We start from the raw sequence: 25,662 nt of genomic DNA on the forward strand, positions 1-25,662 counted from the left end.
GGTGGACATGGGAACGCACAGCGCCAGCCTGGTATTCGGACACATCGAGTTGCGCCTGGCCGAGAGGCTGCTGCTGGTCGAGGGCCAGCCCGTGGCGCTGGGCAGCCGTGGCTTTGATCTGCTCAAGGCCTTGGTGAGCAAACGCGATCGCGTGGTGGGCAAGGGCGAGCTCCTGGACGAGGTCTGGCCGGGCCTGGTGGTGGAGGAGAACAATCTGCAGGTGCAGATCTCCGGCCTGCGCCGGGTGCTGGGGGCAGGGGCTATTGCCACCGTGGCCGGCCTCGGCTATCGCTTCACGCTGGCGCCCGGACCGGCGCGCGAGTCGGCCCATGCCGCCGAAGCGGCCCGCCAGCATGGGCCCGCCATGGACGCTGCCACGCCGGCGGCCGCCACCGCGGTGCAGGGCGCGCGCGTGCTGGTGGCCGATGACAACAAGGTCAACCGCCTGCTGCTGTGCCGCTCGCTGGAACTGCTGGGGCACCGGGTGGAGAGTGCCGAGAACGGCCGCCAGGCCTTGGACAAGCTGAGGCAGCACAGCTTCGATCTGCTGCTGCTGGACCTCGCCATGCCCGAGCTGGACGGCTTCGACCTGCTGCGCCTGCGCTCCGATGACGCGGCGCTGCGGCGGGTGTCGGTGATCGTGACCAGTTCGCTGGGAGGGGTGGCGCCGGTGGCGCGCTGCATCGAGCTTGGAGCCGATGACTTTCTGCACAAGCCGGTCGACCCCTGGCTGCTCAAGGCCAGGGTGGAGTCCAGTCTGGCGCGCAAGCAGGTGGCGGATCTGCAGGCCGACACGCTGCGCCGCCTGCTGCCCCATCCCGGCAGCGCGCCCACGGCCGCCCAGCGCCTGTCCGCGGCGGTGGTGCTGGCGGCCTGCCTGAACGAGCTGGAAGGCCTTGGCGCGGCGCAAACCCCTGAGGAGACGATGGCGCTACTGAGCGACTGGGGCACCTTGATGCTGGATGCCGTGGCCGGCCACCATGGCGAGCTCGCCCAGTACCGCGGCGACTGTCTGGTGGCGCTGTTTGCCGAGGCCAGCACGGCGCTGCAGGCCGCCCATGACATGGCCGAGGTGCAGGCCGGCTTCAACGCCGAGCGCCAGGCCGCGGGCCAGACCCAGGTCAGGTTCGGCGTGGGCATCGCCAGCGGCGAGGTGCTGCTCGGCACGGCCCTGCCATCCGGCCGTGTCGCGCAGGCCTGCATAGGCGCGCCGGTTCTGCTGGCGCAGCGCCTGGCCCAGGCCTGTGCGCCGCTGGGCCTGCAGCTCCTGATGGACTTGCCGACCCAGGCCGGCTTGGGCGAGCGACTGCGCGGTGTGCCGGTGCAGCTGCCTGGTGGGGGTGCGGCGTGCACCGCCATATCGGGTTAGCTGCTGTGCTCCTCGATGGAATTGGGATGCTGGTTTTGTCGAGATGCTGGGCCTGGCCGCTGGCGGCAGCCGTCGGCTTGCTCGCATCGCCCGATGCAATCTCCCAAACCAGCGAACCTGTGGCCGGCGTCGCGCATCGCAGCCTCTGTGGGCTGCGAACTTGCACCACGGGTCGGGACATCACCCGAGGGAGCGCCGGCAGCCTTCTATGACTTGATCTGCAGCAGCCTGGAGATGCTCTGCGCCGCCTCCAGCAGGCGCGGCAGGCATTGCTCCAGCAGCGCGTCGGGCGGGGTGCGGTTCACCTGCGCGCCGACGTTCAGCGCCGCGATGGTCTGGCCCTTGCGGTCCACGATGGGCGCGGCCAGCGAGACCAGGCCTTCTTCCAGCTCCTGGTTGATCAGGCACCAGCCTTGGCTGCGCACCTGGGCGATGCGGGTGCGCAGCTCGTCGAGATTGCGCGCGGTGCGCGCCGTGTGCGCCTGGAACTGCACGCGCGCCAGCTGTGCCTCCAGCTCAGGCTGCGGCAGGCCAGCCAGCAGCACCCGACCCATCGAGGTGCACCAGGCCGGCAGGCGGCTGCCGACGCCCAGGTTGATGCTCATGATCTTGCGCGCCGGCACGCGCAGCACATAGACGATGTCGCCGCCCTCCAGCACCGCGGCCGAGCAGCTTTCCTTGAGGTCGCCGGCGAGCTGCTGCATCACCGGCTCGGCAAACTGCCACAGTGGCTGCGAGCTGAGGTAGGCGAATCCCAGGTCCAGGATCTTGGGCGTGAGGGCAAACAGCCGGCCATCGGCCTTCACATAGCCCAGGGTTTCGAGCGTCAACAGGATGCGGCGCGCGCCGGCGCGTGTGAGGCCGCAGCGTTTGGCCACCTCGGTGAGGGTCTGGCGCGGCGCCTCGGCGCTGAAGGCGCGTATCACCGAGAGCCCGCGCGCGAAGGACTGCACATAGCTGTCGCCGGGCTTCAGCGCGGTGGATTCATCAAGGGGCTCGGACATGCGTCGCAGTATAGGCAGGCGCAAAAGTGGCTAATATCGCGGCCGGTTTCAATTTGCTGGAGGCATACAGATCATGGCCATGGACGTCGTCGATTACGAGATCAAGGGCGCCGAGATGCAGTTCGTCGAGGTCGAGCTCGACCCGGGCGAGGCCGCCATCGGCGAGGCCGGCAGCATGATGTTCATGGATGCCGGCATCAGCATGGACACGATTTTTGGTGATGGCTCGGCGCAACAAAGCGGTTTCCTGGGCAAGCTGCTGGGTGCTGGCAAGCGCCTCATCACCGGCGAGTCGCTGTTCACCACCATCTACACCAACCAGGGCCAAGGCAAGCTGCGCGTGGCCTTTGCCGCGCCTTACCCCGGCAAGATCCTGCCGATGGATCTGCGCCAGCTGGGCGGCACGCTGATCTGCCAGAAGGACGCATTCCTGTGCGCGGCGCGCGGCGTCTCGCTGGGCATTGCCGTGCAGCAGAAGCTCGGCACCGGCTTCTTCGGCGGCGAGGGTTTCATCATGCAGAAGCTTGATGGCGACGGCCTGGCCTTTGTGCATGCCGGCGGCACGGTGGTGCGCCGCACCCTGCAGCCCGGCCAGACCCTGCTGGTGGATACCGGCTGCGTGGTTGCCTACACGCCCGGCGTGGACTTCGAGATCCAGTACGTGGGCAAGATCAAGACCGCGCTGTTCGGCGGCGAGGGCCTGTTCCTGGCCAAGCTCACCGGCCCCGGCGAGGTCTGGCTGCAAAGCCTGCCGTTCTCGCGCCTGGCTTCGCGCATCTTCGCCGCCGCGCCGCAGCGTGGCGGCTCCAAGGAAGAGGGCTCGGTGCTGGGCGGCTTTGGGGCCGGCGGCCTGCTTGGCGGCATTCTGGGCGGCGACGACGAGTAAGTCGTTAATGAGTTAGGAATGCGCCGGGCCTGATCGAAGCTCTTATCCGGAACGGCTGTTTTGAGTGGCGATTCTGCTGGCCCTGAGCGCCGCCACCGCGAAGAATATCGGCCGATGACCGAGACCCCGCATGATCTGACCCTGACCCTGACGCACCCGCAGGCACTGCCCGCGGCGCCTGCGCCCAGGCCGGCTGGCAAGCCGGCAGATGGCGGCCTGTCCGGCTGCGCAAGGCATGGGGCGTGCTCGGCCTGATCAGACGTTGGTGCCATGAATCAGCCCGCCCAGCCTGCCGCCGACAGCGTTCCCGAACGCCTGCTTCGTGCCGCCAAGACCTTCTTTCTGGCCGACGAGTACCACGCGGTCAGCACGCGCCGGCTGGCCGACGCCGCCCAGGTCAACACGGCCATGATTCGCTACTACTTCGGCAGCAAGGAAGGCCTCTACGAAGAGATGATCCGTCAGGCGTTGCAGCCCATTCTGGACGCCCTGGACCAGCTCTCGCTGACGGGCCCCGAGGGCTATGTCAACTACCTGCGCATCTACTACCGCACCATGGCGGCCACGCCCGAGCTGCCCAAGCTGCTGTTCAAGGTGGTGGCGCTGAATGCCGGCCCCGGACGCCGCTTTGTCCAACAGCTGCTGGAGCGCGGCCAGCAGCGCGGTACGCAGCGTTTGCAGGAGATGCAGCGGGCCGGCCTGCTTGATGCCGAGCTGGACGCCGATGTGCTGCGCCTGTCCTTCACCAGCCTGGCGATGATGCCGATGCTGCTGCGCGAGAACCTGGAAGCGCAGATGGAGCGGACCATGGACGAGGCCTTTCTCGAGCGCCTGGCACGCTTCAACGGCCAGATGTTTGCCATGGTGCTGGCGGCCAGCGTCAGGCAGGGCGGGGCCGGGCAGGGCGCGGGCGGGCCATGAGGGACTGGCTGATGCGCCAGGCCATGGCCGCGGCGCGCCGACGTGCCGGCCTGAGTCAGCGGCAGCAGGCCTGGCCCTGGGGCAGCCTGACCTACTTTGTTTCGAATGAAGGCGGTGCGGGCACACCGCTGCTGCTGCTGCATGGCGCATGCGCCGACCACGCCAGTTGGTTGTCGTTTGCGGCCGCCTTGGGCCCCCGCTGGCCCTTGCTCGTGCCCGATCTGCCCGGCCATGGTGACAGCCCGCTGCCCGCGGACGCCGAACTGGGCATCGTGGCGCAGGCCGAACGCATGCTCGCGTGCATGGATCGCCTGGCGCTGACGCGCGTCCACCTGGTCGGCCATTCGATGGGCGGCGCGCTGGCGATGCGCATCGCGGCGTTGCGGCCCGAGCTGGTGCGCTCGCTTACCTTGATCAGCAGCGCCGGCGCCGAAACGCGGCCGAGCGAGTTGCGCCGCCATGTGGAGCTTGGCCATCCTCATCCCATGATCGAGGTGGACAGTCTGCGCGACTTTCGCGCCATGCTGGCCTGGGGCATGGCCAGGCCGCCCTGGCTGCCCGGCTTTGCGCAGGACTGGCTGTTGGCGCAGAAGCGTTCGCGCCGCGCCACCGAGCGCAAGCTGCTGTGCGATCTCGAGCGCGACCAGGACCAGCGGGCTCTCCTTGGCCAGATCAAGGCGCCCACCCTGGTGCTGTGGGGCCAGCTGGACCGTGTCGTCGATGTCGCCGATGCCACCACGCTGGCCAGCGGCATCGCGCACAGCCGCAAGACCGTGCTGCCCGCGCTGGGCCATGTGCCCATGGTTGAAGCGCCGCGCGAGCTTGCGCGGCTGTGCCGCGAGTTTCTGCTGGACGTGGAGGCCTCTTGAGTCGTCTGATCTTGTTCACGCATCTGCTGCTGGTCGGCCTGTGGCTGGGCTGCGTGCTCACCGAAGCGTTGTTCGAGCGCGCCCTGCTGGGGCGCGGACCGGCCGCCGAGCTATGGCTGGCGCGCCTGCATTGGCGCGTCGACCTCTGCGTCGAGATACCGGCCTTCAGCGGCGTCGTGATCAGTGGCTTGCTGCTGCTGCCGCAGGCCACCGGCACTGTGCTGCTCTCGCTCAAGCTTGGCATGGCCGGGCTGGCGCTACTGGCCAACCTGGTCTGCGTGGGGCTGGTGCGGCGCCGCCTGCGTTGCGCCGAGCGCTCGGATGCGGCTGGCTTTGCCGCGCTCGATCGCTGGCAACACCGGTTCGGTGCGCTCGTCTTGCTGGGCCTGCTGGGCGCAACTGCGCTGGGCTTCCGGCTGGCCGCATGAGGGCCGGCGCCTGCGGCTTTCGACCGCCGCGCTCGCGGCAGGCCCGATGCTTGGCATAGGCTGGTTCCCCTTTGCGCTGCTGCCGCTGCTGCTGCCTTGGATCCTGCTCGGCCCTTGGTGCTGGGCCTTGCGCGCCGGGTCCTGCTGGGCCGATCACCGCGCGGGGGCCCTGCTGTGCGCCGCGATCGCCGCGGCCAGCGTGCTGGTACCGCTGGCCGCATTGGCGCTGTCCGCCCTCGATGCCTGCCTGGCGGCCTTTGTGATGGCCGCGCCCAGCCTGCTGCTCTACCTGCTGGTGGGGCTTGTTGCCCGTTTGCGCCATTGGCGAAGCGCCGCTGGCAAGTAGCTGAAGCAGGGCGCTGCGGCCGGCCGGCGTGGCCGGCCCTCTACACTTGGGGCTGTTGCCTCGGCCCAGGTGGGCCGCAGGCGTGCGTACTCAAGGACTCCTCGATGTTTGCTCTGAACTGGCGGTGCCTGGCGGCCGGCTTGCTGCTGGCCCCCGCCTGTGCCCTGGCCGATGGCCGGCCGATCTTTGTGCTCAATTCGCTGGATGCCGACATCAGCGTGGTGGACCCGGTGAGCTTCAAGCAGCTCAAGCGCATTCCCACCGGCAAGGAGCCGCACCACCTCTACCTGACGCCCGACGAGAAGTCCATGGTGGTGGCGAATGCGCTGGGCGATTCGCTCACCTTCATCGATCCGGTCACGGCCAATGTGCAGCGCGTGCTGAACGGCATCACCGATCCCTACCACCTGCGCTTCTCGCCCGATATGAAGTGGTTCGTGACGGCCGGCAACCGCCTGGACCATGTGGCCCTGTACCGCTGGCAGCCGCAGCAGGCTGACAAGCCGCTGGAGCTGCTCAAGCGCATCCCGGCGCCCAAGACGCCCAGTCATCTCTTCATCGACAGCAAGAGCACGCTGCTCTATGTGAGCCTGCAGGACAGCGACGAGTTGCTGTGCGTGGACCTGGCCGCGCAGGCGCCGCGCTGGAAGATCCCGGTGGGCAAGATGCCGGCCGACATCTTCCTCACCGCCGACGACAAGCACATCCTGGTGGCGCTGACCGGCGACAAGTTGGTGGAGGTCTACGACGTCTCGGGCGCCGCGCCCAAGCTGGTCAAGCGCCTGCCCACTGGCGACGGCGCGCACAGCTTCCGCTCGCTGGGCGACAAGCGCCATGTGCTGGTGAGTAACCGCGCCGGCAACAGCATCAGCAAGATCGACCTGCAGGGCTTCAGCGTGGTCGAGACCTTCGCGGCACCGGGCGGGCCCGACGATATGGAAGTGCTGGCCGATGGCAAGACCCTGATCTTCACCTCGCGCTGGGCGCGCAAGCTGACTATGCTGGACCTGCAGAGCAAGCAGGTCCTCAAGCAGGTCCGGGTGGGCAAGTCGCCGCATGGCGTGTGGACGCTGGACCACGCGTCGCGCCAGTGAGGCGGGCGCTCGCGGCGCTGGCGCTGTCCGGCGCGCTGTCTGTGCAGGCCTGTCAGCCGGGCGAGAAGCCCGTCTTCCTGACCTTCGACACCGGCCATATGGGCGTGGCGCCGCTGGTGGCCGAGCTGCTGACGAAGTACCAGGCCAAGGCCACCTTCTTTTTGTCCCGGGAGCCCACGCTGAACTATGGCCATACGCTGGACGAGCAATGGGCGCCCTGGTGGCGCGCGCGTGCCGCCGAGGGCCATGACTTCGGCTCGCACACCTGGGAGCACGACACCTGGCTGGAGGACCTGCCGCCCGTGAATGGCGAGGCGCGCTTCAAGGTGCGCAGCCAGGCGGGCATCGAGCCGGCGCGCATCCGCGAGCTGAGCGCCGAGCAGTATTGCGAGGGCCTGAAGAAGCCCGCGCAGCGCTTTGCCGAGATCACCGGCCAGGCCATGGGCGCGATCTTCCGCGCCCCCGCAGGTCGTACGTCGCCGGCCCTGCTGGCCGCCGCCAAGGCCTGCGGTTTCAGCCATGTGGGCTGGAGCGCGGCGGGCTTTCTGGGGGATGAGTTGCCCAGCGATAAATACCCCAACGAGCAGTTGCTGGCGCGCGCGCTGCGCGATATCCGGCCCGGCGATATTCTGATGGCGCATCTGGGCATCTGGCAGCGCCAGGACGCCTGGGCACCCGCCGTGCTGGAACCCCTGATGAAGGGCCTGAAGGAGAAGGGCATGTGTTTTGCGCCGCTGCGCGAGCATCCGCGCTATGCGCGGCTGATGCGCGGCCTGGGATCTGAGCAAGCGCAAGGAAAGGCAGGCAAGCCATGATGGACTGGTTCAGCGAGAGCTTCGAGCTGGCCCGGCAACAGCTGTTCGAGACCCTGGTCCAGCCGCTGGTGTTCGGCATCGGCCTGGGCAATCTGCTGGAGGATGCCTATGACGCGACCGGTTGGCTGCTGGTGGGCCTGCTGCAGATCGCGGTGATGCTGTTGCTGATACGCGCGCTGGAGCGCTGGCGCCCGGTGGAACCGCTCGGCGACAGCGCCGCGGTGCGGGTGGACATGCTCTATACCCTGATCCACCGCCTGGGGCTGTTCCGCCTGGTGATGTTCTTCAGCCTGGACCCCCTGCTCGATGGCGTCTCGGGCCAGCTGCGCCTGGCTGGCCTGCCGACCTGGCAGCTCGACGCGCTGCTGGGCCTGAGCGAGCTGCCCTGGGCCAGCTTCCTCGTCTACCTGCTGGTGTTCGACCTGGTGAACTACTGGCTGCACCGCGCCCAGCACCAGTTCGCTTGGTGGTGGGCCCTGCATGCGCTGCACCACAGCCAGCGCCAGATGACGATGTGGAGCGACAACCGCAACCATCTGCTCGACGACATGCTGCGCGCAGCCGCGTTCGCGCTGCTGGCGCGCTTCATCGGCGTGGAGCCCGGGCAGTTCGTCGCCCTGGTGGCGCTCTCGCAGCTGATGGAAAGCCTGCAGCACGCCAATGTGCGGCTGTGGTTTGGCCCGCTGTTCGAACGGGTGTTCGTGAGCCCGCGCTTTCACCGCCTGCACCACGCGATCGGCATCGGCCATGAGTCGGGCGGCCGTGGCACGCTGGGCGGCCACAACTTCGCGGTGCTGTTCCCGCTCTGGGACATGCTGTTTGGCACCGCCAATTTCGAGCTGCGTTTCGATGCCACCGGCGTGCGCGACCAGTTGCAAGAGGAGGGCGGACGCGACTATGGCCGCGGCTTCTGGGCCCAGCAATGGTTGGGTCTGCGGCGATTGTTCGGGCGCTGATTGATATGCTGCGCTCTTCCCGGAGGAGGGGAAGACCGATGATCCATGCCACCGGCCGCATCGCCGACGCCTTCTGGCGCGCCGCCGCCTATTGCCTGCATCCGCGCGTGATCGCGCTCTCGCTGCTGCCGCTGCTGATCTCGGCCCTGCTGGCCGGCGCCTTCATGTACTTCTTCTGGGAGCCCGCGGTGACCGGCGTGCGCGCCACGCTGGAATCGTGGAAGCTGATCGACAGCCTGCTGGGCTGGCTGGACTATGTGGGCGCCAGCGGTTTTCGCAGCGTGATGGCGCCGCTGGTGGTGCTGGCCCTGGGCATCCCGGTGGTGGTGGTGCTGAGCCTCCTGATGGTGGCGCTGCTGATGACGCCGGCGATGGTCCAGCTGGTGGCCACGCGCCGCTTCCCGGGCCTGGAACTCAAGCGCGGCGGCTCGGTCTGGCTGAGCGCGGCCTGGTCGCTGGGCCATACCCTGCTGGCCCTGCTGGCCATAGGCGTCAGCATGCCGTTCTGGTTCATCCCGCCGCTGGTGCTCTTCATCCCGCCCTTGATCTGGGGCTGGCTGGGCTACCGCGTGTTTGCCTTCGATGTGCTGGCCGACCATGCCTCGGCGCCCGAGCGACGCCGGATCCTCAGCGAGCACAAGGCGCCTTTGCTGGCGCTCGGCCTGGTGACCGGCTATCTGGGCGCCGCGCCCGCCGCGATCTGGGCCTTTGGCGTGCTGACGATTGCGCTCGCGCCCTTTCTGGTGCTGATCTCGGTGTGGCTCTACACCCTGGTGTTCGCCTTCACCTCGCTGTGGTTCGCGCATTACGCCCTGGCCGCTCTGCACGAGCTGCGCCAGGCCGCGGCGGCGCCAGCGGTGGAGGTGCTGGATCCCGTGGAGGTGCTGCCGCCTCTGCTGCCCTGAAGCCGCGATCGCACCAGGATGGTGCATGAATGGGCACCACAATGGTGCCATTGTTGGTCCGCAATTGGTGCATCGATGGTCTTGATGGGGGCTTCGTCATGCTGGCGCGGGCCCCATCGGCGCATAATCGCCCGGCCGGCGGGCATGCACCGTGCTGGCACGCAAACTGCATACAGCTACGGTGCCTGAGTCGGGTGTCATGCCTTGCGCAAGACCCGGACCCTGCCGAATTCCCAGATCCGATCTACCCCCAGTTTCTACCCCCTTTCGCTAGGAGTGATTGATGGCCAAGACCGTCGCCGACGTGATGAAGATGGTGAAGGAAAACGAAGTCAAGTTCGTCGACTTCCGCTTCACCGATACCCGTGGCAAAGAGCAGCACGTTTCCGTGCCCGTGTCGCATTTCGACGAGGACAAGTTCTCCTCCGGTCATGCCTTTGACGGCTCGTCGATCGCTGGCTGGAAGGGTATCGAAGCCTCCGACATGCTGCTGATGCCGGACCCGGACACCGCCAATATCGACCCCTTCTTCGAAGAGCCGACCCTGATCCTGTCCTGCGACGTGGTCGACCCGGCCGACGGCAAGGCCTATGAGCGCGATCCGCGTTCGCTGGCCAAGCGCGCCGAAGCCTATCTGAAGGCCTCCGGCCTGGGCGACACCGCCTACTTCGGTCCCGAGCCCGAGTTCTTCATCTTCGACTCGATCCGCTGGGGCAACGACATGTCCGGCTGCTTCTTCAAGATCGAAAGCGAAGAAGCCGCCTGGAACACCGGCAAGGAATACGAGCACGGCAACAGCGGCTACCGTCCCACCGTCAAGGGCGGTTATTTCCCCGTGCCCCCGGTCGACGCCGGCCAGGACATGCGCTCGGAAATGTGCCTGATCCTGGAACAGCTGGGCATCCCGGTCGAGGTGCATCACCACGAAGTGGCGAACGCCGGCCAGATGGAAATCGGCACCAAGTTCAGCACCCTGACCAAGCGTGCCGACTGGCTGCAGCTGCAGAAGTACGTGATCCAGAACGTCGCCCATGCCTATGGCAAGACCGCGACCTTCATGCCCAAGCCCATCGTGGGCGACAACGGCTCCGGCATGCATGTGCACCAGTCGATCTGGAAGGACGGCAAGAACCTGTTCGCCGGTGACGGCTATGCGGGCCTGTCCGACTTCGCGCTCTACTACATCGGCGGCATCATCAAGCATGCACGCGCGCTGAACGCCATCACCAACCCCGGTACCAACTCGTACAAGCGTCTGGTGCCCGGCTTCGAAGCCCCGGTGAAGCTGGCCTACTCGGCCAAGAACCGCTCGGCCTCGATCCGCATCCCCTATGTGGCCAACCCCAAGGGTCGCCGCATCGAGGCGCGCTTCCCCGATCCTTCGGCCAACCCCTATCTGTGCTTTGCCGCACTGATGATGGCCGGTCTGGACGGCGTGGAAAACAAGATCCATCCGGGCGAAGCCGCCACCAAGGATCTCTACCATCTGCCGCCGGAAGAAGACGCGAAGATCCCGACCGTCTGCCACAGCCTGGACCAGGCGCTCGAGTATCTGGACAAGGACCGTGCCTTCCTGACCAAGGGCGGCGTGTTCACCGACAGCTTCCTCGATGCCTATATCGAGCTGAAGATGCAGGAAGTGACGCGCTTCCGCATGGCCACCCACCCTGTCGAGTACGACATGTACTACTCGCTGTGATGGGAGCGCGCGGCGTGCGTGTTGAAGAGCAACACGGCGCGCCGCGGGCTGCCAGGGCAGGGGAGGGACGGCGCGAGCCGTCCCTTTTGCTTTCTTGCGCCACAATGCGGGCCAGGTTCCTCCCTCTCGACGATTCGGCCGATGCACATCCAGCGACCCAAGAAGCAAGCCCAGTTCCTGCTGCTCAGCGCCCTGTTGGCGGCCGGCGCTGCGCAGGCCCAGGGCGTGGTCTACCGCTGCCCCGGGCCGCCGGTGCTCTACACCGACGCACTCTCGGCCAAGGAAGCCCAGGAAAAGGGCTGCCGCACCATCGAGGGCACGCCCATCACGGTGCTGCAGGCGCCGGCACGCACCAAGCCGGCGCCGTCGTCGCAGCCCACCGAGGGTGCTGCCTCGCGCGGTGGGCCTGATGCGCGCGTCGATCCCGGCCAGCAGCGCGGGCGCGATAACGAGCGCCGGCGCGTGCTGGAGACCGAGCTGCGCGACAGCGAGGAACGCCTGGCCAATTTGCAGCGCGAGTACGCGGGCGGCAACCCGGAGCGCCGCGCCGAGGAGCGCAATTACCAGCGCTACCTGGACCGCGTGGCCGAGCTCAAGGCCGGCATCGCGCGCCAGGAAGCCGATATTCAGGCTCTCAAGCGAGAGCTCAGCAAACTCCCTTGAGTCTGTCCGTGTTGGGACAGGCGACCCGACGCGATGAACGACGACAGCTCAGCCCATGCCGCCGGCTTTGCCGCCTATGCGGCCTTCGACTCACTGGCCACCATGGTCGCCGTGGTGCGACCGAACGGCGAGTGCGTGTTCGCCAACGCCGCCTTCGAGACCGCGATGCGGCTCTCGCGCCGCGCGGTGCAGCGCAGCCAGTTGTTCGACTGGTTCGCCGACTCCGCGCGGCTGCGCGAGGCGATGGACGGCGTGGCGCGCAATGCCTATTCGAGCAGCCGTTTCGATGCGCTGCTGCGCCGCGGCCCGCGCGTGCACGAGGACCTGCTACCCGTGCAGGTGATCGTCAGCCAGACCGAGGATCCGCAGCAGTTGCTGGTCGAGCTGATCGAGAACGCGCAGCAGACGCGCCAGGACCGCGACGAGCGCAAGCTCGACCAGGTGCAAGCCACCAAGGAGCTCATACGCAATCTGGCGCACGAGATCAAGAATCCGCTGGGCGGCATACGCGGTGCGGCCCAGTTGCTGGCGATGGAGCTGGAGCCCACCGACGTGGGGCCCGAGCTGCAGGAGTACACCTCGGTCATCATCCACGAGGCCGACCGCTTGCAGTCCCTGGTCGACCGGCTGCTGGCGCCGCACCGCTTTGCCCAGGTGGTGGGCGATGTGAACATCCATGAAATCTGCGAGCGCGTGCGTTCGCTGATACTGGCCGAGTACCCCAAGGGGCTGAAGCTGCTGCGCGACTACGACATCTCGCTGCCCGATTTCCGCGGCGACCGCGCGCAGCTGATACAGGCGCTGCTCAACATCGCGCAGAACGCCGCCCAGGCGCTGCAGGCGCGCATCGCGGCCGGCGATGCGCAGATCACGCTGCGCACGCGCGTGGCGCGCCAGGTCACGATTGGCAAGCAGCGCTGGCGCTTGGCACTGGAATTGCATGTCGAAGACAACGGCCCTGGTGTGCCGGCCGAGATCCGCGACCGGATCTTCTTCCCCCTGGTCTCGGGCCGGGACGGAGGGTCGGGTCTCGGGCTCACCCTGTCGCAAACCATCGTGCAACAGCATCAAGGCATGATCGATTGCGACAGCGAACCAGGTCGGACCGATTTTCGAATTACCTTGCCCTTGCCCTGAGAAAAGGGGCGCGAGGCGGAGCCACTGCATGAAATCCATCTGGATTGTTGACGACGACCACTCGATCCGCTTTGTGCTGGAGAAGGCACTCGGCCGCGAGGGGCTGCCGACGCGCAGCTTCAGCAATGCGCGCGATCTGCTGGCCGCGCTCGAGGAGGACAGCCCGCAGGTGCTGGTGTCGGACATCCGCATGCCTGGCGGTTCGGGCCTGGACCTGCTCAGCAAGGTGAAGGAGAAGCTGCCCGGCCTGCCGGTCATCATCATGACGGCCTACTCCGATCTGGACAGCGCCGTCTCGGCCTTCCAGGGCGGTGCCTTCGAATACCTGCCCAAGCCCTTCGACCTGGCGCGCGCGGTGGAGCTGATCCGCCGCGCCCAGGAGGAGAGCGTGCGCGAGGCGGTGGCCGAGGAGGCCGCCGCGCCGCTGCCCGAGATGCTGGGCCAGGCCCCGGCGATGCAGGACGTGTTCCGTGCCATCGGCCGCCTGAGCCAGAGCAATGTCACGGTGCTGATCACCGGCGAGTCCGGCAGCGGCAAGGAGCTCGTGGCGCGGGCGCTGCACAAGCACAGCCCGCGCGCGGAGGGGCCGTTTGTAGCCATCAATACCGCGGCCATCCCCAAGGACCTGCTCGAGTCCGAGCTCTTTGGCCATGAGCGCGGCGCCTTCACCGGCGCCCAGGCGACGCGGCGCGGCCGCTTCGAGCAGGCCGAGGGCGGCACGCTGTTCCTGGACGAGATCGGCGACATGCCGCTCGATCTGCAAACGCGTTTGTTGCGCGTGCTCTCGGACGGCCAGTTCTACCGCGTGGGCGGCCACAGCCCGCAGCGCAGCAATGTGCGCGTGGTGGCGGCCACGCACCAGAACCTTGAGGCGCTGGTGCGCGACGGACGCTTCCGCGAGGACCTGTTCCACCGCCTGAATGTGATCCGCCTGCGCCTGCCGCCGCTGCGCGAGCGGCGCGAGGACATCCCGGTGCTGGCGCGCTACTTCCTGCAGCGCAGCGCCACCGAGCTGGGCGTGGAGGCCAAGCGCCTCACCGAGCCGGCGCTGGCGCGCCTGGTGGCCTTCGATTTTCCCGGCAATGTGCGTCAGCTGGAGAACATCTGCCATTGGCTCAGCGTGATGGCGCCCAGCCAGGTGGTCGAGGCAAAGGACCTGCCGCAGGAATTGCTGGCCACCACGCCCGCGCCGACCGCCGCCGTCGCGCATGCCGCTGAGCCCGTGCCGCTCATGCCCCACATGCCCAATATGCCCGCCACGGCCCTGCCGCTGCCGCCCGCCGGCCCGCAGCCTGGCGGCACCGATGCCTGGGTGGCGGAGATGGCGCAGGAGGCGCGCCGCCTGCTGATGGCCGGCGAGCCGGATGTGTGGGACCTGCTCACGCGCCGCTTCGAGGCCAGCCTGATCCTCACCGCGCTGGACATCACGCGCGGCCGCCGCATCGAGGCGGCACAGAAGCTGGGCATAGGCCGCAACACCATCACGCGCAAGATCCAGGAGCTGGACCTGGACGCCTGAGCGCGCTCAGGCCGGCGGCAGCTTGTCCAGCCACACGCCCAGGCCCTGGGCGTTCAGTTCCACGTCCATGGCCAGCAGCTCGGTGCAGCGCGCCTCGCTCAGCTCGCAGCCATGGCGCCGCAGGCTGTGCAGGTACTGCCGCAGCAGCGCGGCCTTGAGGGCCGCATGGCGCTCGGGCGCCTGGCGCAGCGCGAGTGCGGTGTCGGCCATGGCCCGCACCGCAGCCAGCAGGGCCTCGGCCAGCCTGGGCACCTGATCGACACGGCCGAAATGCGTCAAGTACATGCACTCGGGCCGGTAGCTCAGCAGCCGCAGCACCGAGGCTTCGAGGGCCTCGGGCTCGAACTGCACCGGCGTGCTGGTGGGCAGCATCCAGGGTCCTTGCGCGGTATCGAACTCGCGGTAGGAGAGGCCGAAGGTATCGCCGGTGAACCAGCCGCGGCTTTTCGCATCCCAGATGCAATGGTGGTGGCGCGCATGGCCGGGGGTGTCGAGCAGCAGCAGCGGCCGGCCCGCCAGGGCAATCTCCATGCCGTCGCTGCTGGCGCGGGCACGGCTTGCCGGCACCGCCACCAGCTCGCCATAGGAGCGTTGCATTTCGGCCTCGCCGTAGACGGCCAGCGCGCCGGCCCACAGGGCGCTGGGGTCCAGCAGATGGCGCAGGCCGCGCGGATGCACCAGGCAGACCGCCTGCGGCAGGGCCTGCATCAACAGCCCCACGCCGCCGGCATGGTCCAGGTGCACATGGGTGGGGATCACATAGTCCACCGCGCTGCGCGGCAGGCTTAGGCGCTCCAGCGCCGCCAGCAGATGGGGCACGCCATGGTTGGTGCCGCTGTCGATGAAGGCGGCGCGGCCCTGCTCGACGATCAGATAGGCGGCGTCGAAATGCGCGCGCTGAAAAGCGGTGTCGATGGCGTAAATGCCGTGGCCCAGGTCCTGCATCAGCATGCTCCTTAGAATCCGCCACGATATCGCAAGGAAGCAGCCATGGCCGTTCGTGAGATTCTGAGGATGGGCGACCCGCGCCTGCTACGCGTGGCCCAGCCGGTGCAGCAGTTCGATGCGCCCGAGCTGCGTGCTCTGCTGGACGATATGTTCGAGACCATGCAGGCCGCCAAGGGCGCCGGACTGGCCGCGCCGCAGATCGGCGTGGACCTGCAGGTGGTGGTGTTCGGCTTCCAGCACAACGAGCGCTACCCCGAGGCCCCGCCGGTGCCGATGACGGTGCTGATCAATCCGCTCATCACGCCGCTCTCGGACGAGATGGTCGAGGGCTGGGAGGGCTGCCTCTCGGTGCCAGGCCTGCGCGGCCTGGTGTCGCGCCATGCGCGCCTGCGCTACCAGGGCTTCGACGCGCAGGGCAAGCCGATCGACCGCGACGCGGATGGCTTCCACGCCCGCGTGGTGCAGCATGAGTGTGACCACCTGATCGGCAAGCTCTATCCGATGCGCATGACGGACTTCAGCCGCTTCGGCTACACCGAGCTGCTGTTTCCGCAGCAAGATCCGAACGCCGACGACTGAGTTCTTTTTTTGTAAAGCGCGTCGTCCTGGCGCAGGATCCGGGCGTTAAGCCGGGGTAGAGGAGATCGCTCATGGAAAGCGCAATACAAACATCGCCGGCCAAGCGCTGGTGGCAGCTGGTCCTGGCCCTGTTGCTGAGCCTGAGCCTGGGCTGCGCCTGGGCCGACCCGCCCGGCCGCGTCGCCCGCGTGTCCGAGCTGAACGGCGAGGCCTGGTTGTTCGATGTCGAGAGCAAGGAATGGCTGCAGCTTGGGCGCAACCACACCATCAGCGAGGGCGACCGCCTGCGCACCGACCCGGGCGCGCGCATGGCCTTGCGCATCGGCTCCAGCAGCCTGTGGGTGGACGAGCGCAGCGATATCGAGTTCAGCCAGCTCGACGACGAGCGCATCGAGCTGCGTGTCGACCAGGGCAGCCTGGCGCTGCGTCTGCGCAATGCCGAGAGCGCAGCCGAGACCCGGCTGCGTACCCGCGAGGGGCGCTTCAGCTTCGAGCGCGAGGGCTTTTATCGCGTCGACGCGCTCGATCGCGGCAGTCGCGCGCTGAGCTGGCAAGGCCGCATGCGCTTCGAGTCGCGTGATGGTGGCGACGCCCGGCCAGTCTGGCTGGACGCCAATGAGCAGGCCGAATTCTGGTGGGCCAATGGGCCGCGTGCCGAGCGTCAGCGTCTGGAGGTCGATGCCTTCACCGATTGGGCACTGGCGCGCAGCCGCTCGGACGGCGAAGCCATTAGCTACCGCTATGTTTCGCCCGAAATGACCGGCGCCGAGGATCTCGACCGTTATGGCCGTTGGGAGAATGCGCCCGACCATGGCCCGGTCTGGATCCCGGTGCAGGTGGCACCCGACTGGGCGCCCTACCGCGACGGCCGCTGGGTCTGGTCGCGCCACTGGGGCTGGACCTGGGTGGACGACGCCCCCTGGGGCTTTGCGCCCTTCCACTACGGCCGCTGGGTGCATTACCGCGCGCGCTGGTGTTGGGTGCCGGGCCGTTATGTGGCGCGCCCCGTGTACGCGCCGGCCCTGGTGGCCTGGGTAGGCGGCGGCGCGGTCAGCGTCGGTATCAGCATAGGCTCGCGCCACGACTATCCGCACTATGGCTGGTTCCCCCTGGCACCGCGCGAGGTCTACCGCCCCAGCTACCACCATAGCCCTGCCTATGTGCAGCGCCTCAATCCCGAGGCCGACCCGGTGACGGTGCTGAACCCCAATGGCTCGGTGAACAAGCCGGTCTATCGCAACCGCGATGTGGTGGGCGCCGTGAGTACGCTGGCGCCGCAGCCCGGCGGCGCGCTGCGCCCGGCGCCCTGGCGCGATGCGCAGGTGCCGCTGCGCCCGGTGCCGCAGGCGCCCGGGCGTCAGGAGCTGCCGCCACTGCCGGTGGCCAATCTGCCCGAGCGCCGCGGCCCGGTGTTCGATGCGCCGCGCCCCACGCGCGAGAGCCGCCCTGATCGCAATGCCGGCGAGGCACCGCGCTCCGTCATCGAGCGTGAGCAGCAGCGCGAGCAGCAACGTGAGCCTGTGCCGCGCGAACTGCCGCGACGCGAGCCCGAGCGCGGCATCGAACGCTCCAGCCCGGTACCGCTGATGCCTCAGCCAGTGCCGCAAGTCCTGCCCCAGCGCGAGCTTGGTGCGCCGCGCTCGGCCATAGAGCGTGAGCAGCAACGGGAGCAACAGCGCGAGCAGGTGCGCGAGCCCGTGATGCGCGAACCGGCGCGTATGCCCGAACGTATGCCCGAGCGCGCCATCGAGCGAGCGCAGGAACGTCCGCAGGAGCGTCAGTCGGAGCGTGGTCTGCCGATGCGCAGTGCCCAGCCGATGCCGCCTTCGGCTCCGCCAGCGGCGCGCGCCGAAGAGCGTCCACAGCGCAAGGCCGCCGACGAGCCGCCGCGCCGCCAGGACGGGCGTCCGCAGCGCAACAACGATTGAGCAAACTCAGAGCAGGGGTCTGAGCGCGCGCCAGACGTTGTCCAGCATCAAGGGATGCGCCTTGGCGAGCGGATGGATGCGGTCGGGCTGGAACCAGTTGTCGGCGTCCGGCCGATCCGCCACGCCGGCGAGCAGGAACGGGGTGAGGGCGGTCTTCTCGTCCCGGGCTAGCTGTTCGAACAGCTGCACAAACTCCTTGCCATAGGCCGCCCCATAGTTGGGCGGCATCTGCATGCCCACCAGCAGCACCTTGGCACCGGCGGCTTTGCCGGCCTGCGCCATGGCGCGCAGGTTGTCGCGCGTCATTGCCAACGGCAGGCCACGCAGCGCGTCATTGCCGCCCAGTTCGATGATCAGGTGGCTGGGCGCTTGCGCCTTCAGCAGGCCGGGCAGGCGTGAGCGGCCGCCCGAACTGGTGTCGCCGCTGATGCTGGCGTTCACGACCTCGATGGCAAGCTTGTGCTCTTTCAGCCTGGCCTCCAGCAACGCCACCCAGCCGCTGCCGCGCGCCAGGCCGTACTCGGCCGACAGGCTGTCGCCCAGCACGACGATGCGGCGTGGCTTGCCCGCCGCGGCCGCCGGGGGTGACGCCAGGCATGCCAGGCCAAGCAGGCTACATTGCGCTATCCAGTCTCTACGCCGCATTCCAGAGCGCCCTATGTCTGAATTCATCATCGAAGTTGATCGCGTCAGCAAGTCCGTGCGGGACGCCACCGGCGAGCTGACGATTCTGCACGACATCAGCTTTCATCTGCTGGCGCGCGAATCGGTCGCCATCGTCGGCGCCTCGGGCTCGGGCAAGAGCACCCTGCTGTCCATTCTGGCCGGCCTGGACAAGCCCAGCAGCGGCACGGTGCGGCTGCGCGGCCAGGACATGTTTGCGCTCGACGAAGACGCACGCGCGGCCCTGCGCGGCGCGGAGCTGGGCTTTGTGTTCCAGAGCTTCCAGCTGCTGGCCAACCTGACCGCGCTGGAGAACGTGATGCTGCCGCTGGAGTTGCGCGGCGAGCGCGATGCCAAGGCCCTGGCCACGCAGATGCTGCAGCGCGTGGGCCTGGGCCAGCGCCTTGGGCATTACCCGCGTGTGCTCTCGGGCGGCGAGCAGCAGCGCGTGGCATTGGCGCGTGCCTTCGTGGTGCGGCCGGCGCTGCTGCTGGCCGACGAACCCACCGGCAGCCTGGATTTCGCCACCGGCGCCCAGGTGATGGCCCTGATGTTCGAACTCAACCGCGAGGCCGGTACCACCCTGGTGCTGGTGACCCACGACCAGGCCATTGCCGAGCGCTGCGATCGTCAGCTGCGCATCGAGGCGGGGCGGCTGGTCGAGTCCCGCTTGGCCGACATGCCCGCCTAGCCTGCGCGGCGCGTGCGCTGGCGCAGGCGCCGGCCGCGCTCGGCCATGATCACCGCCCACCAGCCCAGGTAGACGGCCAGGTAGGCCAGCGCGCCCAGCAGCAGGCCGGCCAGCGGCAGGCCCACCAGCAGGGGCTTGCCCAGGCTGGCCAGCCACAGGCCCAGATCGCCGATCCAGCCGGCCGGATGCTGCCAGTCCAGGCTCAGCATGGGCGGCGCATGCACCGGGCTGGCCTCGTGTACCAACAGCCCGCCCAGCCAGATCGCCAGGCTCCAGATCGGCACCAGGGTGAAGGGGTTGGTGAGCCAGGTCGCGGCCACCGCGGCCGCCACATTGGCGCGCAGCAAGATCGCCACCAGCGCGGCCAGCAGCATCTGGGTGGGCAGCGGGATCACACCCACCGCCAGACCCAGGCCCACGCCCCAGGCGACGCGGCGGCGATGTGCCACCCACAGCCAGGGCCGCGGCCGCAGATAGTGACCCAACCAGCGCAGCCCCTTGATGTTCTCCAGGGTCTCGGGCGTGGGCAGCAGGCGACGGGCGAGGCGGGTGGCGGGCATGCAGCTAACTATGAAAAAACCCGCGCGGCCAGACTTGGGCCTGGCGCTACGCGGGTTTGTGCGACGAGGGGACTCAGCCCCGGCCGATCAATTGGAAAATTTGTAGTCCGTCTTGGCCTTGGCCTTGAGTTCCTTCTGGAAGTCGCCCAGCTTTTGCTGGTTCAGACGCTGCAGGATCTGGGCCTTCACGTCGTCGAAGCCGGGGAAGGTGGCTTCACGAGTGTCTTCCAGCTTGATGATGTGGTAGCCGAACTGGCTCTTCACCGGTTCCTGCGTCATCTCACCCTTTTGCAGGCCGGTCAGGGCCTTGCTGAATTCGGGCACATAGGAGTTGGGGTTGGCGAAGTCGAGGTCGCCACCGTTGGCGGCCGAGCCGGGATCCTTGGAGTTCTTGCTCGCCAGTTCCTCAAACTTGGCGCCACCCTTGATCTGGGCGATCAGGGCCTTGGCGTCCTCTTCCTTTTCCACCAGGATGTGGCGGGCGCGGTATTCGGTGCCGGCGCTCTGCGCCTTGAACTTGTCGTACTCGGCCTTGGCATCGGCGTCGGTGACCGGGTTCTTCTTGCTGTATTCGGCGAACAACTCGCGGATCAGGATGCTCTGGCGCGCCAGCTCCATCTGCGCCTTGAAGTCGGCGCTGGCGGGGATGCCGCGCTTTTCGGCTTCCTGCATGAAGATCTCGCGCAGGACGATCTCGTCCCTCACTTGCGCTTCCATCTCGGGCGTGCGGGGCTGGCCGTTCTTGGTGATCTGGCCAATCAGCAGGTCGGCGCGTGCCTTGGGCACGGCCTTGCCGTTCACCGTCGCGATGTTCTGGGCGCTGGCCGTGATGGGTGCGAACGCTGCAGACAGGGCCGCGATCGAGGCGGCGAGCACAATCTTCTTCATGGACATTGGGCCTTTCAACAGACTCCACCGGCGGTGGCATTGAGCGCATCGACCGGGTTCAATACACAAAACAAAGCGCCGTGGCCGGCGCGGGTTCAAGGCGAAATCAGTTCAGCGATCATCCGGGCTGCGGGCGTCGATCGCCAGCGCATGGATGCCCTGCTGCATCAGTTCAGCCAGGGAATCATATACGAGGCGATGGCGAGCCACCCGGTTAAGCCCGGTAAAGCCGGCCGCGACGATGCGCACCGTGTAATGGCCGCCCTCGCGGGCGCCGGCATGGCCGGCATGGCTGGCGCTGTCGTCCTGCACCTCCAGGCTGCTGGGGGCGAGGCGCTCGCGCAACCTCGCTTCGATGTCATGTAGCGATGCGCGTGCGGTCATGGCTGCTGTTCTTCCTTGTTCTTGCTGCCGTCATCGATGATGTGGCGGCCCATATAGAGGCCCTGTGCCAGCGTGAACACCAGCATCAGGCCGGTGCTGCCGAAGACCTTGAAATTGGCCCAGCTGGAGGTCGAGAAGTTGTAGGCCACGTAGAGATTGAGCACGCCCATGGCGGCGAAGAAGCCCACCCAGGCCAGGTTCAGGCGCGACCAGATCGCCGCCGGCATCTGGATCTCCTCGCCCAGCATGGACTTGAGCAGGTTCTTGCCCATCAGCTTGTCGCTCAGCAGGAACACCAGGGCCATGCCCCAGTACAGGCCGGTGGGCTTCCACTTGATGAAGGTCTCGTTGTGGAACCAGACGGTGGCGCCGCCCAGGGTCACCACCAGACCCAGGCTGATCCACAGCATGAGGTCGATCTTCTTGCCGCGCAGCTTCAGCAGCAACGCCTGCACCAGGGTGGCGGCCATCACCACCAGGGTGGCCAGCAACACCGGCGCCTCCTCGGGCCCGACCTTGCCGCCCGAGACCATGAAGCCGAAATGCTCGCTGGCGAACAGGGCGGCCCAGTCCTTGTGGGATTCGGCGTACTTGAAGCTGCCGAAGAACAGCAGCAGGGGCAGGAAATCGAGCAGAATTTTCATCAAGGCGCCATCAGTCTTTGGGCGCGAAGTCTAGCGCGGCCGAGTTGATGCAGAAGCGCTCGCCGGTGGGCGCGGGTCCGTCGGGGAAGACATGGCCCAGGTGCGAGCCGCAGCGCTGGCAGCGCACCTCCACCCGCACCATGCCATGGCTTTCGTCCACCACGCGCTCCACCAGCTCGGCGTTGATGGGTGCCCAGTAGCTGGGCCAGCCACAGCCGGCGTCGAACTTGGTCGCGGGCTCGAACAGCGGCGTGCCACAGCCCACACAGTTGTAGCGGCCCTGGCTGTCCCAATGGTCCCAGTACTTGCCGGTGAAGGCGCGCTCGGTGGCGGCATGGCGGGTCACCTGGTACTGCATCGGGTCGAGCTGCTCGCGCCACTCGGCATCGCTCTTCTTGATGGGGTAGTCACTCATGATGAACAAGACACTTCCAGATGTTGCGCCCAGTCGGGCGGGAAGCCGGCATCGCTGGCCTGCTCGGGTTCGTCGAAGGGCCGGCTCAGAACTTTCAGCAGGCGCTGCACTTCGCTGAAATCGCCCGCCTGGGCCTTGCGTATCGCCGCTTCGGCCAGATGGTTGCGCAGCACCACGGCGGGATTGCTGGCCAGCATGCGGGCTTCGCGCTCGGCCGCCAGGCTGCCCTCCTGGGCCAGCCTGGCCTGGTAGCGCAGCGCCCAGGCGTCGAAGGCGGGCCGGTCCAGGAACAGGTCGCGCAGCGGCTCGGGCTGGGTACCGTAGCGGCTCAGGCGGCGGTGCGCGATGGTGTAGTCCACCCGGCTGGCGGCCAGCAGGCGCAGCCAGTCGTCCACCAGCTCGCGGTCACCCTCCTGCGCGGTGGCCAGGCCCAGCTTGGTGCGCATGGCCCCGAGCAGGGCGCGCGGGAAACGCTCGCGGTAGGGTTCCAGCGCCTCCAGCAATTGCTCGCCGGCGGCCTCGCGTTCGGCCTCGCGTGCAGCCGCGGGATCACCCGGCATCAGCGGCAGCAGCGCCTGGGCCAGCGCATGCAGGTTCCAGAACGCCATATTGGGCTGGCGCGCATAGGCATAGCGGCCCTGGTGGTCGGAATGGTTGCAGACATGGCCCGGGTCGAAGCCGTCCAGAAAGCCGAAGGGGCCGTAGTCGATCGTCAGACCCAGCAGCGACATATTGTCGGTATTCATCACCCCATGGCAGAAACCCACCGCCTGCCATTGCGCCAGCAGCTCGGCGGTCTGTCCGGCCACGCGCGCCAGCAGCGCCGCCAGCGGCTGGGGCGCGTCCAGGCATTCGGGCGCATGCTCTGCGATGAAATGCTCGGCCAGTCGGCGCAGCGCGGCATGCTGGCCATGGTGGGCGAAATGCTCGAAATGGCCGAAGCGCAGAAAGCTCGGCGCGACGCGCGTCACCACCGCCGCGGTCTCGATGCTTTCGCGCCGCACCGGCAGCGCCGAGCCGGTGATGCACAGCGCGCGCGTGGTGGGGATGCCCAGCGCGGCCATCGCCTCGGAGCAGAGGAATTCGCGGATCGAGGAGCGCAGCACCGCGCGGCCATCGCCCATGCGGGAATAGGGCGTCAGTCCCGCGCCCTTGAGCTGCAGCTCCATTCCGCCCCCCGGCGTGGCCAGCTCGCCCAGCCAGAGCGCGCGTCCATCGCCCAGCTGGCCGGCCCATTGGCCGAACTGGTGGCCGCTGTAGACGCTGGCCAGGGGCTGCATGCCTGGCCATAGCGCGTTGCCGCTGAAGACCTGCAGGGCCTCGTCCGATGCCCAGTCGGCGCCCAGGCCCAGCAGCTCGGCACAGGCCGGGCTCTGTGCCACCCAATGCGGCTCGGGCAGACCCTGGGCGGGCAGCTCGGTGAAGAACTCGGGGCCCAGGCGGGCAAAGCGGTTGGGCCAATGGGCATGCATGCCGGCAGTGTAGGCAGGCGGCGTCCAAGGGGCCGGGCCGGCCGCGCAAGCCCCCGCGCCGGGGCAGTGTTTACGCTAGGTCCTCTTGCGCAGCCTGTGTAACGAGGGTGACTATCCAGCTAGGGGACGCGCCCTAAACTGGTTTGGACCAGGACGCACAGACAGGAGACCGTAGATGGCCTTGATGGGACAGATGATGTCCATGCCCTTGCTGATTTCTTCACTGATCCAGCATGCGGCGCGGCATTCGGGCGATACCGAGATCGTCAGCAAGCGGGTCGAGGGCGACCTGCACCGCTACAACTGGCGCGAGGCCGAGTTGCGCTCGCGCAAGCTGGCCCAGGCCTTGGCGCGGCTGGGCCTGCAGGCCGGCGAGCGCGTTGGCACCCTGGCCTGGAACGGCCACCGCCATCTGGAGATCTACTACGGCAGCTCGGGCTCGCAGCTGGTCTGCCACACCATCAATCCGCGCCTGTTCCCCGAGCAGATCGCCTGGATCGCCAACGACGCGCAGGACCGCGCCCTGTGTTTCGACCTCAACTTCCTGCCCCTGGTCGAGAAGCTGGCCGAGCACCTGCCGCAGATCAAGCACTATGTGCTGATGACGGACCGCGCCCACATGCCGGCCGCCAGCACGCTGCCCAATCTGCTCTGCTACGAGGAGCTGCTGGAGGCCGAGGACGGCCGCTATGCCTGGCCCAGCTTCGACGAGAACACCGCCTCCAGCATCTGCTACACCTCGGGCACCACCGGCAACCCCAAGGGCGCCGTCTACAGCCACCGCTCCAGCGTGCTGCATGCTTACGCCTCGGCGCTGCCGGACGCGATGGACTGCTCGGCCAAGGACGTGATCCTGCCGGTGGTGCCGATGTTCCACGTCAACGCCTGGGGCCTGCCCTACAGCAGCGCCATCGTCGGCTGCAAGCTGGTGTTTCCGGGGCCGCACCTGGACGGCAAGTCGCTCTACGAGCTGTTCGAGACCGAGAAGGTCAGCTTCAGCGCCGGCGTGCCCACCGTCTGGCTGGGCCTCTTGAGCTATGTGGCCGGCAACAAGCTCAGCTTCAGCAGCTTCAAGCGCACCGTGATCGGCGGTTCGGCCTGCCCGCCGGCCATGCTCAAGACCCTGATGGACGACTATGGCGTGGAGGTGATTCACGCCTGGGGCATGACCGAGCTCTCGCCGCTGGGCACGCTCTCCAAGCTCACCGCCAAGCAGCTCGTCCTGCCGCCCGAAGCGCAGCGCCGCATCCTGGAAAAACAGGGCAAGGTGATCTACGGCATCGACATGGCCGTGATCGACGACGAGGGTCAGGCCTTGCCCTGGGACGGCGCCAGCGCCGGCAACCTGGTGGTGCGCGGCCCCTGGGTCATCAACAGCTATTTCCAGCAGGACGGCTCGCCGCTCGTGCCCGTGCATGCCGCCGACGGCAGTGCGATGGGCGAGTGGTTCCCCACCGGCGATGTGGCCACCATCGACGCCGATGGCTTCATGCAGATCACCGACCGCAGCAAGGACGTGATCAAGTCCGGCGGCGAGTGGATCAGCTCGATCGAGCTGGAAAACATCGCCATGGCCCACCCGGCCGTGCACGAGGCCGCGGTGATCGCCTGCCGCCACCCCAAATGGGACGAGCGCCCGCTGCTGGTGGTGGTGAAGAAGCCCGGCGCCGAGCTCACGCGCGAGGAGCTGCTGGCCTTCTACGAGGGCCGCATCGCCAAGTGGCAGATCCCCGACGACGTGGCCTTCGTCACCGAGCTGCCGCACACCGCCACCGGTAAGCTGCAGAAGCTCAAGCTGCGCGAGCAGTTCAAGGGCTACCAGCTGCCTACGGCCTGAGCAACAGGCAGCACGCCAGGCAAGACCTGGCACCGCGGCCGT

Annotated in this window: 27 protein-coding genes; 18 read left to right on the forward strand and 9 right to left on the reverse strand. The window is 67.9% G+C overall.

The features are described from left to right. Positions 1-7: 7 nt before the first annotated feature. Positions 8-1,369, forward strand: a complete 1,362-nt coding sequence (locus WG898_RS13735) for a response regulator (protein WP_339603373.1) — start codon at positions 8-10, stop codon at positions 1,367-1,369. A 206-nt stretch (positions 1,370-1,575) separates the two neighbouring features. On the opposite strand, the gene WG898_RS13740 is transcribed toward WG898_RS13735, so the two are convergent. Next, the gene (locus WG898_RS13740; RefSeq protein WP_339603374.1) at positions 1,576-2,373 is read right to left on the reverse strand and encodes an IclR family transcriptional regulator; all 798 of its coding nucleotides are present in this window, start codon (positions 2,371-2,373) and stop codon (positions 1,576-1,578) included. Positions 2,374-2,446: 73 nt separating this feature from the next. Between WG898_RS13740 and WG898_RS13745 the strand changes: the two genes are divergently transcribed. The 13 genes from WG898_RS13745 to ntrC all read left to right on the forward strand — a co-directional run bounded on the left by WG898_RS13745 (position 2,447) and on the right by ntrC (position 14,611). Continuing rightward, positions 2,447-3,259 (forward strand): TIGR00266 family protein, encoded by an 813-nt coding sequence (locus WG898_RS13745; protein WP_339603375.1) that lies wholly within the window; start codon positions 2,447-2,449, stop codon positions 3,257-3,259. Between the two features lie 270 nt (positions 3,260-3,529). Next, complete coding sequence (locus tag WG898_RS13750; protein ID WP_339603376.1) at positions 3,530-4,180, forward strand: TetR/AcrR family transcriptional regulator; 651 nt, start codon at positions 3,530-3,532, stop codon at positions 4,178-4,180. After that, positions 4,177-5,049, forward strand: coding sequence for an alpha/beta fold hydrolase (locus WG898_RS13755; protein WP_339603377.1), 873 nt, complete (start codon positions 4,177-4,179; stop codon positions 5,047-5,049). The genes WG898_RS13750 and WG898_RS13755 overlap by 4 nt, the downstream gene beginning before the upstream one ends. Beyond that, a complete protein-coding gene (locus WG898_RS13760; RefSeq protein ID WP_339603378.1) occupies positions 5,046-5,477 on the forward strand; it encodes a hypothetical protein in 432 nt (143 codons plus the stop codon). The genes WG898_RS13755 and WG898_RS13760 overlap by 4 nt, the downstream gene beginning before the upstream one ends. Positions 5,478-5,523: 46 nt before the next feature. Further along, positions 5,524-5,823: a hypothetical protein gene (locus WG898_RS13765; RefSeq protein ID WP_339603379.1), complete on the forward strand. Its 300-nt coding sequence runs from the start codon at positions 5,524-5,526 to the stop codon at positions 5,821-5,823. Between the two features lie 104 nt (positions 5,824-5,927). Next, a complete protein-coding gene (locus tag WG898_RS13770) occupies positions 5,928-6,917 on the forward strand; it encodes a YncE family protein (protein WP_339603380.1) in 990 nt (329 codons plus the stop codon). After that, the gene (locus tag WG898_RS13775; protein WP_444718943.1) at positions 6,914-7,732 is read left to right on the forward strand and encodes a polysaccharide deacetylase family protein; all 819 of its coding nucleotides are present in this window, start codon (positions 6,914-6,916) and stop codon (positions 7,730-7,732) included. The genes WG898_RS13770 and WG898_RS13775 overlap by 4 nt, the downstream gene beginning before the upstream one ends. Continuing rightward, entirely contained in the window at positions 7,732-8,688 is a 957-nt protein-coding gene (locus tag WG898_RS13780; protein ID WP_339603564.1) for a sterol desaturase family protein, read from the forward strand. Before WG898_RS13775 ends, WG898_RS13780 begins: the two co-directional genes overlap by 1 nt. Before the next feature lie 38 nt (positions 8,689-8,726). Further along, positions 8,727-9,593 carry an EI24 domain-containing protein gene (locus WG898_RS13785; RefSeq protein WP_339603381.1) on the forward strand — a complete coding sequence of 289 codons (867 nt, stop codon included), beginning with the start codon at positions 8,727-8,729 and terminating at the stop codon, positions 9,591-9,593. Positions 9,594-9,876: 283 nt separating this feature from the next. Next, complete coding sequence (glnA, locus tag WG898_RS13790) at positions 9,877-11,292, forward strand: type I glutamate--ammonia ligase (RefSeq protein ID WP_339603382.1); 1,416 nt, start codon at positions 9,877-9,879, stop codon at positions 11,290-11,292. Between the two features lie 141 nt (positions 11,293-11,433). Then, on the forward strand, positions 11,434-11,955 hold the full coding sequence (locus WG898_RS13795; protein WP_339603383.1) for a hypothetical protein: 522 nt from the start codon (positions 11,434-11,436) through the stop codon (positions 11,953-11,955). A gap of 33 nt (positions 11,956-11,988) precedes the next feature. Beyond that, entirely contained in the window at positions 11,989-13,092 is a 1,104-nt protein-coding gene (glnL, locus tag WG898_RS13800; RefSeq protein ID WP_339603384.1) for a nitrogen regulation protein NR(II), read from the forward strand. A 28-nt stretch (positions 13,093-13,120) separates the two neighbouring features. Continuing rightward, positions 13,121-14,611, forward strand: a complete 1,491-nt coding sequence (gene ntrC / locus WG898_RS13805) for a nitrogen regulation protein NR(I) (protein WP_339603385.1) — start codon at positions 13,121-13,123, stop codon at positions 14,609-14,611. Between the two features lie 6 nt (positions 14,612-14,617). Here the strand turns inward: ntrC and WG898_RS13810 are convergent, their stop codons facing one another. After that, positions 14,618-15,562, reverse strand: coding sequence for an MBL fold metallo-hydrolase (locus WG898_RS13810; RefSeq protein ID WP_339603386.1), 945 nt, complete (start codon positions 15,560-15,562; stop codon positions 14,618-14,620). 39 nt (positions 15,563-15,601) lie between these two features. Here WG898_RS13810 and def point away from each other — a divergent pair, with 39 nt between their 5' ends. Next, entirely contained in the window at positions 15,602-16,138 is a 537-nt protein-coding gene (gene def / locus WG898_RS13815) for a peptide deformylase (RefSeq protein WP_339603387.1), read from the forward strand. Between the two features lie 71 nt (positions 16,139-16,209). Beyond that, on the forward strand, positions 16,210-18,066 hold the full coding sequence (locus WG898_RS13820) for a DUF6600 domain-containing protein (protein WP_339603388.1): 1,857 nt from the start codon (positions 16,210-16,212) through the stop codon (positions 18,064-18,066). Between the two features lie 6 nt (positions 18,067-18,072). Here the strand turns inward: WG898_RS13820 and WG898_RS13825 are convergent, their stop codons facing one another. Then, positions 18,073-18,711 (reverse strand): arylesterase, encoded by a 639-nt coding sequence (locus WG898_RS13825; RefSeq protein WP_339603389.1) that lies wholly within the window; start codon positions 18,709-18,711, stop codon positions 18,073-18,075. A gap of 13 nt (positions 18,712-18,724) precedes the next feature. Between WG898_RS13825 and WG898_RS13830 the strand changes: the two genes are divergently transcribed. Continuing rightward, positions 18,725-19,420, forward strand: a complete 696-nt coding sequence (locus tag WG898_RS13830) for an ABC transporter ATP-binding protein (RefSeq protein ID WP_339603390.1) — start codon at positions 18,725-18,727, stop codon at positions 19,418-19,420. On the opposite strand, the gene WG898_RS13835 is transcribed toward WG898_RS13830, so the two are convergent. From WG898_RS13835 to WG898_RS13860, 6 genes are all read right to left on the reverse strand, one after another. Next, positions 19,417-19,980 (reverse strand): DUF2062 domain-containing protein, encoded by a 564-nt coding sequence (locus WG898_RS13835; protein WP_339603391.1) that lies wholly within the window; start codon positions 19,978-19,980, stop codon positions 19,417-19,419. The two genes, WG898_RS13830 and WG898_RS13835, sit on opposite strands and share 4 nt — an antisense overlap. 87 nt (positions 19,981-20,067) lie before the next feature. After that, positions 20,068-20,868, reverse strand: coding sequence for a peptidylprolyl isomerase (locus WG898_RS13840; RefSeq protein ID WP_339603392.1), 801 nt, complete (start codon positions 20,866-20,868; stop codon positions 20,068-20,070). A 111-nt stretch (positions 20,869-20,979) separates the two neighbouring features. After that, the gene (locus tag WG898_RS13845) at positions 20,980-21,252 is read right to left on the reverse strand and encodes a BolA family protein (RefSeq protein WP_339603393.1); all 273 of its coding nucleotides are present in this window, start codon (positions 21,250-21,252) and stop codon (positions 20,980-20,982) included. Then, positions 21,249-21,896 (reverse strand): septation protein A, encoded by a 648-nt coding sequence (locus WG898_RS13850; RefSeq protein WP_339603394.1) that lies wholly within the window; start codon positions 21,894-21,896, stop codon positions 21,249-21,251. The genes WG898_RS13845 and WG898_RS13850 overlap by 4 nt, the downstream gene beginning before the upstream one ends. A 10-nt stretch (positions 21,897-21,906) precedes the next feature. Next, positions 21,907-22,311: a peptide-methionine (R)-S-oxide reductase MsrB gene (gene msrB, locus WG898_RS13855; protein ID WP_339603395.1), complete on the reverse strand. Its 405-nt coding sequence runs from the start codon at positions 22,309-22,311 to the stop codon at positions 21,907-21,909. After that, complete coding sequence (locus WG898_RS13860) at positions 22,308-23,783, reverse strand: protein adenylyltransferase SelO (protein WP_339603396.1); 1,476 nt, start codon at positions 23,781-23,783, stop codon at positions 22,308-22,310. The genes msrB and WG898_RS13860 overlap by 4 nt, the downstream gene beginning before the upstream one ends. 175 nt (positions 23,784-23,958) lie before the next feature. On the opposite strand from WG898_RS13860, the gene WG898_RS13865 reads away from it, so the two are divergent. Then, complete coding sequence (locus WG898_RS13865; RefSeq protein WP_339603397.1) at positions 23,959-25,620, forward strand: 3-(methylthio)propionyl-CoA ligase; 1,662 nt, start codon at positions 23,959-23,961, stop codon at positions 25,618-25,620. Positions 25,621-25,662 lie beyond the last annotated feature (42 nt).

The sequence above is a fragment of the Paucibacter soli genome (assembly GCF_037482845.1).
GTDB classification, from domain to species: domain Bacteria; phylum Pseudomonadota; class Gammaproteobacteria; order Burkholderiales; family Burkholderiaceae_C; genus Paucibacter_B; species Paucibacter_B soli.

Coding starts and splice junctions, on each gene's coding strand:
- WG898_RS13735 (WP_339603373.1), top strand. CDS start 8: ATGGGAACGCACAGCGCCAGCCTGGTATTCGGACACATCGAGTTGCGC.
- WG898_RS13740 (WP_339603374.1), bottom strand. CDS start 2,373: ATGTCCGAGCCCCTTGATGAATCCACCGCGCTGAAGCCCGGCGACAGC.
- WG898_RS13745 (WP_339603375.1), top strand. CDS start 2,447: ATGGCCATGGACGTCGTCGATTACGAGATCAAGGGCGCCGAGATGCAG.
- WG898_RS13750 (WP_339603376.1), top strand. CDS start 3,530: ATGAATCAGCCCGCCCAGCCTGCCGCCGACAGCGTTCCCGAACGCCTG.
- WG898_RS13755 (WP_339603377.1), top strand. CDS start 4,177: ATGAGGGACTGGCTGATGCGCCAGGCCATGGCCGCGGCGCGCCGACGT.
- WG898_RS13765 (WP_339603379.1), top strand. CDS start 5,524: ATGCTTGGCATAGGCTGGTTCCCCTTTGCGCTGCTGCCGCTGCTGCTG.
- WG898_RS13770 (WP_339603380.1), top strand. CDS start 5,928: ATGTTTGCTCTGAACTGGCGGTGCCTGGCGGCCGGCTTGCTGCTGGCC.
- WG898_RS13780 (WP_339603564.1), top strand. CDS start 7,732: ATGGACTGGTTCAGCGAGAGCTTCGAGCTGGCCCGGCAACAGCTGTTC.
- WG898_RS13785 (WP_339603381.1), top strand. CDS start 8,727: ATGATCCATGCCACCGGCCGCATCGCCGACGCCTTCTGGCGCGCCGCC.
- glnA (WP_339603382.1), top strand. CDS start 9,877: ATGGCCAAGACCGTCGCCGACGTGATGAAGATGGTGAAGGAAAACGAA.
- WG898_RS13795 (WP_339603383.1), top strand. CDS start 11,434: ATGCACATCCAGCGACCCAAGAAGCAAGCCCAGTTCCTGCTGCTCAGC.
- glnL (WP_339603384.1), top strand. CDS start 11,989: ATGAACGACGACAGCTCAGCCCATGCCGCCGGCTTTGCCGCCTATGCG.
- ntrC (WP_339603385.1), top strand. CDS start 13,121: ATGAAATCCATCTGGATTGTTGACGACGACCACTCGATCCGCTTTGTG.
- WG898_RS13810 (WP_339603386.1), bottom strand. CDS start 15,562: ATGCTGATGCAGGACCTGGGCCACGGCATTTACGCCATCGACACCGCT.
- def (WP_339603387.1), top strand. CDS start 15,602: ATGGCCGTTCGTGAGATTCTGAGGATGGGCGACCCGCGCCTGCTACGC.
- WG898_RS13820 (WP_339603388.1), top strand. CDS start 16,210: ATGGAAAGCGCAATACAAACATCGCCGGCCAAGCGCTGGTGGCAGCTG.
- WG898_RS13825 (WP_339603389.1), bottom strand. CDS start 18,711: ATGCGGCGTAGAGACTGGATAGCGCAATGTAGCCTGCTTGGCCTGGCA.
- WG898_RS13830 (WP_339603390.1), top strand. CDS start 18,725: ATGTCTGAATTCATCATCGAAGTTGATCGCGTCAGCAAGTCCGTGCGG.
- WG898_RS13835 (WP_339603391.1), bottom strand. CDS start 19,980: ATGCCCGCCACCCGCCTCGCCCGTCGCCTGCTGCCCACGCCCGAGACC.
- WG898_RS13840 (WP_339603392.1), bottom strand. CDS start 20,868: ATGAAGAAGATTGTGCTCGCCGCCTCGATCGCGGCCCTGTCTGCAGCG.
- WG898_RS13845 (WP_339603393.1), bottom strand. CDS start 21,252: ATGACCGCACGCGCATCGCTACATGACATCGAAGCGAGGTTGCGCGAG.
- WG898_RS13850 (WP_339603394.1), bottom strand. CDS start 21,896: ATGAAAATTCTGCTCGATTTCCTGCCCCTGCTGCTGTTCTTCGGCAGC.
- msrB (WP_339603395.1), bottom strand. CDS start 22,311: ATGAGTGACTACCCCATCAAGAAGAGCGATGCCGAGTGGCGCGAGCAG.
- WG898_RS13860 (WP_339603396.1), bottom strand. CDS start 23,783: ATGCATGCCCATTGGCCCAACCGCTTTGCCCGCCTGGGCCCCGAGTTC.
- WG898_RS13865 (WP_339603397.1), top strand. CDS start 23,959: ATGGCCTTGATGGGACAGATGATGTCCATGCCCTTGCTGATTTCTTCA.